Source organism: Myroides profundi (assembly GCF_000833025.1).
GTDB lineage: Bacteria > Bacteroidota > Bacteroidia > Flavobacteriales > Flavobacteriaceae > Flavobacterium > Flavobacterium profundi_A.
Genome location: NZ_CP010817.1, coordinates 3,845,458 through 3,859,201 on the forward strand (window position 1 = coordinate 3,845,458; position 13,744 = coordinate 3,859,201).

Annotated in this window: 12 protein-coding genes; 3 read left to right on the forward strand and 9 right to left on the reverse strand. The window is 36.0% G+C overall.

The genetic code is table 11. From position 1 onward, the window contains the following. The first annotated feature begins 37 nt into the window (after positions 1-37). Positions 38-844, forward strand: coding sequence for an NAD(+) synthase (gene nadE, locus MPR_RS17030; protein WP_041894668.1), 807 nt, complete (start codon positions 38-40; stop codon positions 842-844). A gap of 72 nt (positions 845-916) precedes the next feature. Continuing rightward, on the forward strand, positions 917-1,399 hold the full coding sequence (locus tag MPR_RS17035) for a hypothetical protein (protein WP_041894669.1): 483 nt from the start codon (positions 917-919) through the stop codon (positions 1,397-1,399). Positions 1,400-1,421: 22 nt separating this feature from the next. On the opposite strand, the gene dnaG is transcribed toward MPR_RS17035, so the two are convergent. The 7 genes from dnaG to MPR_RS17070 form a co-directional block, all read right to left on the reverse strand. Then, complete coding sequence (gene dnaG / locus MPR_RS17040) at positions 1,422-3,404, reverse strand: DNA primase (RefSeq protein WP_041894672.1); 1,983 nt, start codon at positions 3,402-3,404, stop codon at positions 1,422-1,424. Between the two features lie 155 nt (positions 3,405-3,559). Next, positions 3,560-4,630, reverse strand: a complete 1,071-nt coding sequence (locus MPR_RS17045; RefSeq protein WP_235280471.1) for a hypothetical protein — start codon at positions 4,628-4,630, stop codon at positions 3,560-3,562. A gap of 6 nt (positions 4,631-4,636) precedes the next feature. Further along, positions 4,637-5,254, reverse strand: coding sequence for a hypothetical protein (locus MPR_RS17050; protein WP_041894675.1), 618 nt, complete (start codon positions 5,252-5,254; stop codon positions 4,637-4,639). Continuing rightward, positions 5,236-5,802, reverse strand: a complete 567-nt coding sequence (locus MPR_RS17055) for an RNA polymerase sigma factor (RefSeq protein ID WP_041894679.1) — start codon at positions 5,800-5,802, stop codon at positions 5,236-5,238. The genes MPR_RS17050 and MPR_RS17055 overlap by 19 nt, the downstream gene beginning before the upstream one ends. A 189-nt stretch (positions 5,803-5,991) precedes the next feature. Continuing rightward, the gene (locus MPR_RS17060) at positions 5,992-6,969 is read right to left on the reverse strand and encodes a polyprenyl synthetase family protein (RefSeq protein WP_025124552.1); all 978 of its coding nucleotides are present in this window, start codon (positions 6,967-6,969) and stop codon (positions 5,992-5,994) included. Between the two features lie 106 nt (positions 6,970-7,075). Continuing rightward, positions 7,076-8,116: a dual-specificity RNA methyltransferase RlmN gene (gene rlmN / locus MPR_RS17065; protein WP_006259821.1), complete on the reverse strand. Its 1,041-nt coding sequence runs from the start codon at positions 8,114-8,116 to the stop codon at positions 7,076-7,078. A gap of 177 nt (positions 8,117-8,293) precedes the next feature. Next, positions 8,294-9,643: an SWIM zinc finger family protein gene (locus MPR_RS17070; protein WP_041894683.1), complete on the reverse strand. Its 1,350-nt coding sequence runs from the start codon at positions 9,641-9,643 to the stop codon at positions 8,294-8,296. A 257-nt stretch (positions 9,644-9,900) separates the two neighbouring features. Between MPR_RS17070 and MPR_RS17075 the strand changes: the two genes are divergently transcribed. Next, positions 9,901-11,106 (forward strand): TCR/Tet family MFS transporter, encoded by a 1,206-nt coding sequence (locus MPR_RS17075; RefSeq protein ID WP_041894686.1) that lies wholly within the window; start codon positions 9,901-9,903, stop codon positions 11,104-11,106. Positions 11,107-11,216: 110 nt separating this feature from the next. Here the strand turns inward: MPR_RS17075 and MPR_RS19000 are convergent, their stop codons facing one another. Next, entirely contained in the window at positions 11,217-11,351 is a 135-nt protein-coding gene (locus MPR_RS19000; protein WP_262491924.1) for a hypothetical protein, read from the reverse strand. 292 nt (positions 11,352-11,643) lie between these two features. Continuing rightward, positions 11,644-13,245, reverse strand: coding sequence for a fumarate hydratase (locus MPR_RS17080; RefSeq protein ID WP_006262344.1), 1,602 nt, complete (start codon positions 13,243-13,245; stop codon positions 11,644-11,646). Positions 13,246-13,744: the final 499 nt, after the last annotated feature.

The following is a 13,744-nucleotide window of genomic DNA, read 5'->3' on the forward strand; positions in this document are numbered from 1 at the left end:
AGATAGATATCAACCTATTCCATAAATATTTAAAGTCATGGTAAACAACACTAAAATGAATACTTCAGCAGTAACAGATTATATCGTTAATTGGTTAAAAGAATATGCGCAGAATGCAAGAGTAAGTGGATATGTAATAGGAATATCAGGTGGTATTGATTCTGCGGTAACCTCAACACTATGCGCTATGACGGGACTACCGCTATTATGTGTTGAAATGCCAATCCATCAAGATCCCTCACAAGTATCAAGAGCAAAAGAACACATCTCTTTCTTAAAAGAAAAGTTTACTAATGTATCCTCTACTGTGGCCGACTTAACGTCTACATTTGAAACATTAAAAACAGCTGTTCCTTCTTCAAATGATGAAGCTATCTTAAATCTTACACTTGCCAACACACGTGCTAGATTGCGCATGACAACGTTATACTACTATGCCGGACTACACAGAAGTCTAGTAGCAGGAACAGGAAATAAAGTAGAAGACTTTGGAGTTGGTTTCTTTACTAAATATGGCGATGGTGGTGTAGATGTAAGCCCTATAGCAGACTTAATGAAATCAGAAGTACGTGCTATCGGAGAGTACCTAGGAGTTCCTAGTAGTATTATAATAGCTAAACCAACAGATGGATTATTTGGTGATGAGCGATCTGACGAAGACCAACTAGGAGCTAATTATGACGAATTAGAAATAGCTATGCTAGCACACGAAAAAGGAGCTAAAGCAGAAGACTTCACAGGAAGAGAAAAAGAAGTTTTTGAAATATATAGTAGATTAAATAGAATCAACCAGCATAAGATTAACCCTATACCTGTTTGTATAATTCCTATAGAATTCAAATAATCACTATCCAATAAATACTTTTTTATCATCTATATCTTAAAAACAAATACCTTTGTTAAAAAAATATTAGTTATGAAAAAGTATTTATTGTTTTTACTTACAATATTATCAATATCTCTAGCAGGATGTTCATCAAATGATGATTATTGTAACAACGGATTTTATAGATCTCCACAATTAAAAGAAAACCCAAGCTTTCCGACATATAGAATGGAGATACGAGGTGTTGTTGGAGACTCATATACTGTAATACGCAGTGAAAGAGAATTTCAAGAAAGAGTAAAAGGAGCAAATTTTTATAGAAACATCATTGACTTTCGACATGAAGATTTAATCATTGGACAAAAATGGGTAAACCAATTTAATGATAGATACATAATTGATATTATTCCTACCTATAAAGAGAGTTGTAATTACAACTACAAAAATATTCTAGAGGTAGATATACTCCTAAATAAAGGTAGAATAAATGATTATGTCACTTACCACACTATTGTCCCTAAAACAAAAGTAGATCAGTATGACGTTATTACTAACGTAATTATAAAAAATTAAAAAAGAGGCAATAGCCTCTTTTTTAGTCTTCTATCGTTTTAAATCTTGATGTTACTTGACCTAATCGCTTAGAGAACATATTCATCAGACTTGTGTAATCCATAATTAGCGTAAGCATCTCATAAGACCTCTTCTCATCACTATCTTTCAGCTTTACCTTATACTTTTCGATCATGGTATTCAATAAGAACATTCTTAATGTCAATATCGTTTCTGTCACATATTGAGATACCCCCTGCTCCTTCTGTTTCACTATAATATTCTGAGACTCCCAATTGTGCAAAGCTTCCTTCTCATCCTCCATGATAATATTAGTTACTTCCTGAGCCATTTCTGGATCCAATGTCTTTAAATACTTCTCCAGATCCCAAGTATTGTGATGATAGTAATCCATAATATCTTTATAAATCACTTTGAACATTGGATTGGTTAGCTGTACCTCATCTTCCTGCAAACTAAGGTAAATACGTTCATATACCTTCTGTTCTACTTTATGCTCTACCTCTATTACCTCATTGTCCTCATTCACATCTAATAAGAGCTCTATAAACAACTCTTCCATATTACCATACAATAGTAATATCTCGATGATCTTGCGTTCTAAATTATATTGTGGATCAATTGCTTCTTTTGGTTGTTGCTCTGAATGCACCACCTCCATCTGCTTCCTCTCCTGTGTATATTTCTTATTTGCCTCAGCTAATTCTTTTCGACCAATTTGAGCTAAAGAATTAAAGATTACATCCTCAGAAATATCCATTATACGAGCACATTCCTGCACATAGATTTCTCTCTGTATCTGATCAGGAATCTTAGAGATACTCTGTACCATATCTCTAATTAACTCTGCTTTCTTAATAGGATCATTCTTCGCTTCCCCCATTAATAGATTAGCCTTATAACGGATAAAGTCAGTAGCATTATTCTTGAAATACTCGTCTAGCTGCTCTTTAGAATGCTTTCGAGCAAAACTATCTGGGTCTTCTCCATCAGGCAAAGGACATACGCGTACGTTCATCCCTGCCTCTAATATCAAGTCTACCCCTCTAAGAGAAGCCCGAATACCTGCAGCATCCCCATCAAATAACATCGTAATATTCTTAGTCAATCGACTAATCAAACGTATTTGGTCAGGCGTTAATGCAGTACCTGAAGAAGCCACGACATTCTTTATACCTGTCTGATGCATCTGTATAACATCAGTATACCCTTCTACTAAGAAACAGTTATCTTGTTTGGCAATTTCTTGTTTAGCATGATAGATACCATATAGTACTTTGCTCTTGTGATAGATATCACTCTCAGGAGAGTTTAGGTATTTAGCAGCTTTCTTATCAGTAATAAGAATACGTCCTCCGAATCCTAATACTCGACCAGACATACTCTGAATAGGAAACATAACTCTTCCCTTAAAACGGTCAAACTTACGGTCTTCTTTTACGATGGTAAGCCCTGTTTTCTCTAAGTATTCTAAAGAATATCCCTTCTGAAGAGCTGCATCTGTGAAAGCACTCCACTGATCTGGAGAATATCCTAATCCGAACTCTTTAATTGTCTCTTGAGTAAAGCCACGCTCTTTAAAGTAAGTCATTCCTATTGCCTTACCTTCTTCCGCATTGAACAATGTCTCTTCGAAATACTTCTTCGCAAACTCAGACACGATGAACATACTCTCCTTTTCATTCAGTTGTTCTTTCTCCTCATCGCTCTGTTCTGTCTCTTCTATTTCGATACCATACTTCTTTGCTAAATATCGTATTGCTTCAGGATAAGAGAAGTGCTCATGTTCCATAATAAAGCTAATCGCATTACCTCCCTTTCCAGAACTAAAGTCTTTCCATATTTGCTTCACAGGTGACACCATAAATGACGGAGTCTTCTCGTTTACAAAAGGGCTTAAGCCTTTGTAATTACTCCCTGACTTTTTCAGAGTTACAAAGTCGCCTATCACCTCCTCTACACGAGCAGCGTCAAATACAGCATCTATGGTACTTTTGGAAATCATATACTTACTTTAGTTCATTTATATCTCAATATATAGAATTATTGCGATATACACTCATTTATGGCAAGTGCAAAGGTAAAAGAAAAGGAGTTGTTTCTAGAATAAATCATCTAAAAACAACTCCTTATAACCTAACTATTCATTTTGTATGTAATTTATAAATCTACTCTTACACCAAATGACCACATATTTTGCTTAATATCATTGTGTTTAAACATTGGTGTCAATTCATATTGAGCAAATAAACTCCAATCTCCATTACCAACATAAGCACCTAAACCATATCGCACCTTATTAATATCTAAGTCTGTCTTCTCCTTAGTTCTAAACTCATGGCCTTCATCAGTATATCTGTATACTTGATAAGTATCTTTGCGATTAAGATTCACAAACCCTCCTATACCTACTCTCCAAGTTTCTTGGCTTCTAAAATAAGTTCTACCTGTCTTCTCATTTACCTTAGGTTTTGAAAAATCAAACTCTAGATAAACAGGTATTTGTACAGAACGTATTGCCAGTCTATTCTTACGAAAATCTTTATCATGTTCTACAATAGCTACTTGACCATCAGCTTGTTTTTCAAAATAACGGTGCTCTGTTGGCTTTAGATTATTATACTCTAATAAAACTCCATATCTCAGATGCAGTAAGTTACTTTCTTTCAATAAACGTCTATTAATATTGAATCCCCATTGAATAAAATTAGAAGATACATAGCGAATATCTGAATTAGCAAAAGCTCCTTCTGTTGCTAGATTACTCATCCCATAAGCAAACTGTATCTGAAATCTATTGCGTCTATCGCCTAGTATTCTATTACCTCTCTGTATGTAGTTTTTTCTCCCCATCACAATAGCAGAGCCTGACTGATCTTCATCAGCCACCCCATAGAGTTGTCCTGATTTAATCGAATACTGTACATGGCTCTGAACAGTATTAGATAAACTATCATTCAGATCATTTATAGTGTTTTCTAATCGAGTAGATGACTCTAAAGCTAATTTACTTTTGAGCTCTTGTGCTTCTTCTTCCGTAAGCTTCTTTTTTTCAACTAACACGTTTAGAGAATCTACTTTAATCTTTAAATCTTCTTTTTCAGATACTGTACTATTCTGAATCTTTACAGCAATACTATTTACCTCTCTATTGAATTTTTTCACTTGCCCATACATACTTAAAGTAGCAAATAGTGCAAGAGTCATAACTAATGTGTTTTTTTGTTTCATAATTGACTAATTAGATCGTTCTACAATCACTTTTTTGGTTTTGTCATAAATCTTCTTGATTACAGATTCTCTGTACTCAATCTCTATCTCCCCTTCCACTTGATTTAATAAATCATCACTATTCACCACTATTCTCTTCGAAGGCTTATTCATTACCGGTCCTATGAATACCTCTTGTAGGTTTTGTGGCTTTAATGGATTTATTGTATCTACCATTATATTGTCATTTGCTAATTGCTTATGTTCTTGTTTCAAAGTGTTAAGTTCTTCCTTTGTTATCACAGGAGATGTCCTAGGCGCAGTTATTTTCTCTTGATTATAGATTGTATCTGCTTTGGGTGTTTCTTGTTCTACTAATGTATTTTCAATCTCTTCCACAGTAGGCAACTCTATAGAAGGCGTTACCTGATTATCTACATCAGTAGTTATAAATTGTACTACTGAGAATCCTCCTATCAATAAACTAGCTGCTAATCCTATCCACCACTTCACATTAGACTTACTCTTCACTTTAGTCTGCTGATCTAGTTGAGAAGATAGTTTATCCCATGCATGAGAAGAAGGAGTGATCTCTCTATCTGCCAAACGGTCTTTCCACTGTTTATCTATTTTATTCCATTCCATACTCCTTGTGTTTTTAAGATTGCTAATTGCTGTTGTAGTAATTTTCTAGCTTGTGCTAACTGAGATTTAGATGTCCCCTCTTGTATTTTTAATAATTCTGCTATCTCTTGATGTTTATATCCTTCTATTACATATAAATTAAACACCGCTTTACACCCTTCTGGTAACTGATCTATTAATAATTGTATATCCTCAATAGACAGTTCTATATCATCTTCTACAACTTCTTCTCTTACCTCAACATCCTCTATATAATGAAAGCTCTTCTGAGCACGTAAAAAAGAAATAGACTCATTCACCATGATACGTCTTATCCACCCTTCAAAGTTCCCTTTTCTTTCGAACTTATCTATATTCGTAAAGACTTTCATAAACCCTGCTATCATCACATCCTCAGCATAGTGAATGTCCTTAATATACTGTCTACAAACAGAGAGCATCTTACCAGACACAAGGTCATAGACCTCCTTCTGAGCAACTCTTTTATGAGCACACAGATCATCTATATAATCTTCTAATTTCTTTTTGTGTAGCCTTATCAACTTCATAGTTGTAATCTTCTATTACTTAAATACAACATCTAACCTCTTTACTGAAAGAAGTTTAAAATGTACATAATAAACTGGATTATAACTGAAGTGACAAATAAAATAATACCTTTCATAATACTTAGAATTGCTTATCTATATACATAGACGCAATTCTAAATAAAAAGGTTGTAAGGAAAGTGAAAAAAATTACTTTTTTCTTTCTATAACATAATTCACCATCGTGAACAGAGCTTCTCTATAAGTAGATTCTGGAAACTCCTGTAGTATATTTAAAGCCTCTTGTTGATACTCTACCATCTTAGTAGTAGCGTATTCTAGACCTCCTTTTTGTTTAACGAATGCGATGACTTCTTTCACACGTCTTTTATCCTCATTGTGATTTTTTACTGAGTTTATCAACCACTTTTTCTCTTTAGGTTCTGAGGTATTCAAAGCATAAATAAGAGGAAGTGTCATCTTTTGTTCTTTGATATCAATCCCTGTCGGCTTACCAATAGGTCCATCCGTATAATCAAATAAGTCATCCTTTATCTGGAATGCCATACCGATTAACTCCCCGAACTTACGCATCTTCTCTATAAGTTCTGCATTATCTGGATCTACAGCAGCAGCTCCTAATGAACAACAAGCTGCAATCAATGTAGCTGTCTTCTGACGAATGATCTCATAATACACCTCTTCTGTAATGTCTAATCGTCTAGCTTTCTCTATCTGAAGTAATTCTCCCTCACTCATCTCACGTACAGCCACTGAGATAATTCGAAGTAAATCAAAATCACCGTTATCAATAGACAATAAAAGCCCTTTTGCTAATAGGTAATCACCTACTAACACGGCTATCTTATTCTTCCATAAAGCATTAAGTGAGAAGAAGCCACGGCGCTTATTACTATCATCTACTACATCATCGTGTACTAGAGTAGCAGTATGAATTAGCTCTATAACAGAAGCTCCTCGATAAGTACGCTCATTAACCTCACCTGCCACCATCTTCGCTACTAGAAATACAAACATAGGGCGCATCTGCTTCCCTTTTCTATTTACAATGTAGTAAGTGATTCTGTTTAGTAAGGCTACCTTAGTAGTCATTGAGTTGCGGAACTTCTTTTCAAAAAGCTCCATCTCATTCTGTATAGGCTGTTTTATTTGCTGTACTATGTTCATTGCACCCAAAAATACGACTTTTTTATATCATTCGATAGTTTCCCTCAAATAGAAATCATTAAGAAATTGCTAAACAATTCTTTACGTAATTTCCTCTAAACTAAACTTATGATTTATTAGCCAACTGACCACAAGCTGCATCAATATCTTTACCACGACTACGACGTACCACTACAGTGATATCATTCTTCTCTAAAGCCGCTATATAGCTATTCGTAGCACGTTCATCCGCCTGTTGAAACTCTCCATCATCGATAGGGTTGTATTCAATCAGGTTTACTTTACACGGTACATATTTACAGAACTTCACTAATGCATCCACAGAAGCTTTATCATCGTTAATTCCTTTCCAAATCACATACTCATACGTAACGCGACTCTTCGTCTTACTATACCAGTACTGAAGTGATTCTCTCAACTCCGTTAATGGGAAGTTCTTAGTAAAAGGCATAATACGATTACGTGTCTCTTCGATAGCAGAGTGTAAAGACACTGCCAACTTAAATTTCACCCCATCATCTGCCAACTTCTTAATCATCTTAGGCAATCCTGAAGTAGACACTGTGATACGCTTAGGAGACATTCCTAGCCCTTCTTCAGAAGTAATCTTCTCAATGGCTTTCTGTACGTTATTATAATTCATTAACGGCTCTCCCATTCCCATAAACACGATATTAGACAACGGGTGTCCATGATTCTGTCTACTTTGTTGGTCGATTGTTAATACTTGATCATAAATCTCATCAGGATTCAAGTTACGCATACGCTTAAGGCGTGCAGTAGCACAGAACTCACAGTCTAAGCTACACCCTACCTGAGAAGATACACAAGCTGTAGTACGTGTTTCTGTAGGAATCAAAACAGACTCTACAATAAGACCATCGTGTAACTTCACACCATTCTTGATAGTACCATCAGTACTTACCTGCATACTATCTACTTTGATATGATTAATTACGAAGTTAGCATCTAGCATCTCACGGGTAGCCAATGATAAGTTACTCATATCCTCAAAGCTATGAGCCCCTTTACTCCATAACCACTCGTATACTTGGTTTCCTCTAAATGCCTTATCTCCCTGAGAAACAAAGAAATCCCTTAATTGTTCCTTAGATAAACTTCTGATGTCTTTTTTGTCTATTTGCATGGCGCAAAGTTAATCTCAAATTATCCGACTGCCAAATACTGTAATAAAATTATAACAATAATGTAAAGAAGCTAAAGTAAACCTTCTGTCTACAAAGATTACATTAACACAGATTGTGTTTGCACGGATTACGTTGGCGCGGATTTGTAATCCGTGCCATGCCGTATAAACTCAAAATCAACTCTTTGACGTCATCTTCTTCACCGCCAGCACATGCTTACACATCCCTCTATCTCCCTGATACTTACCATACCACTCACAAGTACATCGCTCTTGGTCACTATCTAAGACTACTGTATGTCTCACACCACCAGTTCCCTCTACACGAGCTTCTATCCGTCCATTAGCATCACTAATAATCTCTACTTTATTCTCAGCTAGTAGTTTCTCAGCATTCTTTAGGCGAGGATTTAGACTTAGGATACGCTCTAGCTTAAAGGGCAATCTTCTATAAAAGAAAGCATTGTCATCTAAGTCAAACCCTAATAATCCCATAGCTGCTAATCGCCCTGTCAGACTATCTGCATCAGTGAAACTCATCCCTTCTTCCATTGCAAACATCGTCGGGTTAAAGCGTTGATTTGCATAAGCATACTTATCCATCGCATCTATCCACTCGTCATCCACATCCTCTATTAACGACTCTAATGCTGCTCCCTCTCCCGAGAAACCTCTAAAAGCTTCACGAGATAAAGACAAACTAAATCGAATATCTCCGAAATACAACTGCCACGTGGTACTCTGCATATTCGGATGAGGAAAGACCTGCATATAATCCATATAAGGCAATAAAGGTTCTAATAATCGTAAACGATGAATAGCACCTACACAAATACCATTGTTTGATTTAACAGGGGAAAAAGAAGGCATATTACCTCTCAATATCAAGTAATAATCATTCTTTACTACCCCTTTCGGAATACCTCTAAACAGTTGTTGAGTCTGTATTTTATTAAACGTATGTACTTTCTCTGCCTTAGACAGATAGATCTGTACCGTACTCAGTCCCTTAATCCACTTAATCGGAAGAGGTACTTTGCGTTCCACTATTTTCTTATCCTCAGTCTGAATACTAACCTCCTTCTGACCTATTGACAGCAGTACATTCTCCTTTTGCTTAATGCTATTCAGCGCAGTAAGCATCGGTTGGTTAAAGTCTACATTCGTAGTCCCATTCTCTAAGAACTCCCCATCTAATCCATCAGGCAATACATCTACACGAGCGTACACTCCTGCACAGTGAGAGAATCCCTCAAATCGCACTCTACCATCCCCAGCTGTAGCAATAGGGTCTTTTAGCTTAGCCAGATCAGCAGGAGATAAATTAAAACTAGACTTCACCACATTAGACAACGTGATTAAACAACGTGCCATCATAAAAGGGTCTTTCACATTACCCCAAAAAAAGCATGGAGCATCAGTCTTCTTCTGTATCTCACTGTACTTCGCTAAGAATAATTCGTCCCCTCCCTTGCCTTTCGTTAAGCTAGAAGGATTATTGTATATATAAGATAATAGATCGTTCATGGTACTTACAAATGAGTAAGCAAGGTACTAAAATTCATAGAAATATAACCTTCTAGAACTGTACACATCTATTCTCTTATTTTAAAAAAAGGCAATTACTCTTTGATAATAAACCCATTACACATTATCTTTGTCCATTATGCAGCAATAGTAAAATAACATTCCGAATCACAGTCGCACCCTACAGCGTAGTAAGTGACTCAGTTTATTTAAGCGTACCCCTTCTTTAGGGTACCGTTATTTTATTATATATACTTATGCAATCAAACAAGATTAACAGCATCGTAATATTCATTACGATCACCATTATATTAGACAGTGCTGGCTTCGGTATTATCTTTCCAGTATTACCAGAACTATTAGAACACGTACTACATGCTGACCTCAGCACAGCAGCGAAGTACGGAGGTGTACTTACATTAGCTTATGCCTTTATGCAATTTATCTTTGCACCGATCTTAGGGATTATTAGCGATCGTTATGGACGTAGACGAGTATTATTACTTTCTCTTTTTGGATTCTCTATAGACTGTTTTATTATGGCAGTTGCTCATAGTTATTGGATACTATTCATCAGTCGTCTTATCGCAGGATTGACAGGTGCCACCTTTGCTGTAGCATCAGCTACCATTACAGATGTTACGGATGAAGATAACAGAACGAAATACTTCGGTTACTTAAATGCAGCTTTTAATATTGGTTTTATCGTAGGCCCTTTAGTAGGAGGGTTATTAGGAGAATATCATTTTACTTACCCTTTTTACTTTGCGGGAATATTAGGTTTATTAAATGTTCTTTATGGGTATTTCTTCTTTCCAGAAACCAATACTTCACGTTCACTGAAGCGATTATCACTAAAAGAAATCTCCCCTTTACAATCTCTAAAAAGTATCAAACGCTTTAAACAACTAAGTCTACTATTTATTGTATTCTTTTTACTTTCGGCTGCATCACATAGCATGGAGAGTACGTGGTCATTCTATACTATGATACAGTTTGATTGGAGTAAACAGCAAGTTGGAATCTCACTAACCATTATAGGCATCATAGGTTTCTTAGTACAAGCATACCTATTGCAATACTTGTCTACTAAACTATCAGACCAAAGACTTGTCTACATCGGTTTATTAACCAGCTTTATAGGATTACTCTTATTGAGTTATTGTGTTACTGAAATACAACTCTGGGTAGGTATCACATTATACTTACTAGGAAGTATACAACAGACAGGTTTTCAGTCTATGCTATCTAAGTCACTAGATCAGCAACATCAAGGAGAACTACAAGGTGTATTAGGAAGCCTTAATGGATTAACGACTATTGTGGCTCCACCAGTATTTACCTATTGTTTCTACCTATACACTCAGGACAATACCTTACCATACTTACCTGGTATAGCCTTTGCCATAGCAGCTTTATTACTCCTAATTAGCTTATTACTACTCTTGAGACATAAGAAGTAAGTTTTAAAAAAACAGCCCTATTCTAATAAAGAATAGGGCTACTTATATTATTCTTCAGGTTTAAAACTCTGTTCTATTCCTTGATACCTTTTAATATTACATCAATCTTACTAAAAAGGTTTAACCAACTTAACCCCTCTTTCTACTAATTCCATTCTAGTGATTTTTCCTTTCATATAAGCCCTAACTTGATTTTTATTCTCTGCCAAGTTCTTTACTGTATTAATAGCCTCTGTCTTCTTCATAACTTCTCATTTACCCTACAAATCTACGACAATTATTATTTTCAAAACATTAAAATTCAAACATTTAGCATTTACATACACAAATCATTAGACTACTTACCTTGGTTGTAAAGTAATCTCCTTTGCCTGTTGGGAGACACAGAACAGAGCCTTAAAAAACCATCTGTTTGACACCGTTAGCGAATAGGACATTCCTAATTCCTAATTCTAAATTCCTAATTAAAAAAAGCCGATACTGTCGCTAGTATCGGCTTTTCATTGTCGTCTATAAATTGTTAGTTTATTCTGATTACTATAGATCTGCGAAGAAGTCATTTCCTTTATCATCAGTGATGATGAAGGCAGGGAAGTCTTTCACTACAATCTTACGTACAGCTTCCATTCCTAATTCTGGGAAGTCAACTACCTCTACGCTTAAGATATTCTCTTTTGCAAGGATAGCAGCTGGTCCTCCAATAGAACCTAGGTAGAAACCACCGTGTTTTTTACACGCATCAGTTACCGCCTGACTACGGTTACCTTTCGCAAGCATAATCATACTTCCACCTACCGCTTGGAAACTATCTACATAAGGATCCATACGCCCTGCTGTAGTAGGTCCGAAGCTTCCTGATGGCATACCATCTGGAGTCTTAGCTGGCCCTGCATAATACACTGGGTGATTCTTGAAGTATTCTGGCATCTCTTGTCCATTGTCTAACATCTCTTGGATCTTAGCGTGAGCGATGTCGCGCGCCACGATAACAGTTCCGTTTAACATTACACGAGTTTTGATAGGATGCTTCGTTAACTCTGCTAATTGTTCTTTCATTGGCTTGTCCAAGTCGATTACCACAGGCTCTTCTAAGTGAGGAGCTACAGCAGGTAAGAAGCGTCCTGGATCAGTCTCTAATTGTTCTACGAATAATCCCTCTGCAGTGATTTTCGCTTTTATATTTCTATCTGCCGAACAAGATACTCCTAATCCTACAGGACATGAAGCAGCGTGGCGAGGAAGGCGGATCACACGTACATCATGAGTAAAGTATTTACCCCCGAACTGTGCTCCAATCTTAGACTCTTGACAGATTAATTGTAATTTTTTCTCCCACTCTAAGTCACGGAACGCTTGACCTCCCATATTACCAGAAGTAGGTAAGTTATCATAGTATCCAGCAGATGCTTTCTTTACAGCTGCTAAGTTTGCCTCAGCAGATGTACCACCGATCACTAATGCTAAGTGATATGGAGGACAAGCAGCAGTACCTAGGTCCATGATTTTCTCTTTGATAAATTCCGTTAGGTTTTTATCATTAAGAAGAGATTTTGTTTTTTGGTATAAGAATGTCTTGTTAGCAGACCCTCCACCTTTCGCTAAGAATAAGAACTCATATTTAGCTCCTTGTGTAGCATAGATATCGATCTGTGCTGGCAAGTTAGAACCTGAGTTTTTCTCCTCAAACATACTGATAGGTACGATCTGAGAGTAACGCAAGTTTTTCTTTTGGTATGTTTCGAAGATACCTTTAGATAAACTCTCAGCATCATTCGATCCCGTATATACGTTTTCTCCTTTTTTTGCCACTACGATAGCAGTACCTGTATCTTGACAAGAAGGTAATTGTCCTTCTACTGCTACTTTTGCGTTTTGTAATAAGTTATAAGCCACAAAACGATCGTTATCTGTCGCTTCCGGATCGTCTAGGATAGCTTTTAATTTTTCTAAGTGCGATGTTCTTAACATGAATGACACATCTGTCATCGCTGTCTCAGCAATCATCTCAATCGCTTTAGGATCAACCACTAATATCTCTCTATCTCCTAATTTTTCTACTTTTACATAGTCAGAAGAAATCTTTTTGTACTGCGTATCATCTTTCTGAATCGGATACGGATCTTGATATATGAAGTCCATTGAATTGTTAGTTTATTTTTGTTTAGTAAAATTACTAATTAAAGTCCTTATAAAATCGTAGAATGCTTCTAAATAGTCAGTGTTTATAGGGGATATAGATCATTTACACTTTACAGATTAATATTAGAACTCTTCATTTTATTTCTCTAAGAATGAGCACTTTCTTCGCATATTAGACAACAATTTTATATTCTCATTTTATAATATGTAGCAATACCTAATCCCTTCACCACCTATCACACTAATATTAAGCACATTACTATACTTTCTATTCTAATTTCCTTTTACACACTTTTACTTCCACTCCACTTGCTCGCTATATGATACCTATATGATGGGATAGTGATAGGCTATTTTTGGTACTTTTAAGCCGACCAAATGCCTATCACTAGCCGACCACATGCCGACCACCCCCTAAAAAATAGTATTTTATTCCCATTTATCATTCAATATAATTTGAATTGCATTTTACATTAATGGGTAAAATCTATCTCTTACT

Coding starts and splice junctions, on each gene's coding strand:
- rlmN (WP_006259821.1), bottom strand. CDS start 8,116: ATGCAAATAGACAAAAAAGACATCAGAAGTTTATCTAAGGAACAATTA.
- MPR_RS17055 (WP_041894679.1), bottom strand. CDS start 5,802: ATGAAGTTGATAAGGCTACACAAAAAGAAATTAGAAGATTATATAGAT.
- MPR_RS17070 (WP_041894683.1), bottom strand. CDS start 9,643: ATGAACGATCTATTATCTTATATATACAATAATCCTTCTAGCTTAACG.
- MPR_RS17080 (WP_006262344.1), bottom strand. CDS start 13,245: ATGGACTTCATATATCAAGATCCGTATCCGATTCAGAAAGATGATACG.
- MPR_RS19000 (WP_262491924.1), bottom strand. CDS start 11,351: ATGAAGAAGACAGAGGCTATTAATACAGTAAAGAACTTGGCAGAGAAT.
- MPR_RS17050 (WP_041894675.1), bottom strand. CDS start 5,254: ATGGAATGGAATAAAATAGATAAACAGTGGAAAGACCGTTTGGCAGAT.
- MPR_RS17045 (WP_235280471.1), bottom strand. CDS start 4,630: ATGAAACAAAAAAACACATTAGTTATGACTCTTGCACTATTTGCTACT.
- MPR_RS17060 (WP_025124552.1), bottom strand. CDS start 6,969: ATGAACATAGTACAGCAAATAAAACAGCCTATACAGAATGAGATGGAG.
- nadE (WP_041894668.1), top strand. CDS start 38: ATGGTAAACAACACTAAAATGAATACTTCAGCAGTAACAGATTATATC.
- dnaG (WP_041894672.1), bottom strand. CDS start 3,404: ATGATTTCCAAAAGTACCATAGATGCTGTATTTGACGCTGCTCGTGTA.
- MPR_RS17075 (WP_041894686.1), top strand. CDS start 9,901: ATGCAATCAAACAAGATTAACAGCATCGTAATATTCATTACGATCACC.
- MPR_RS17035 (WP_041894669.1), top strand. CDS start 917: ATGAAAAAGTATTTATTGTTTTTACTTACAATATTATCAATATCTCTA.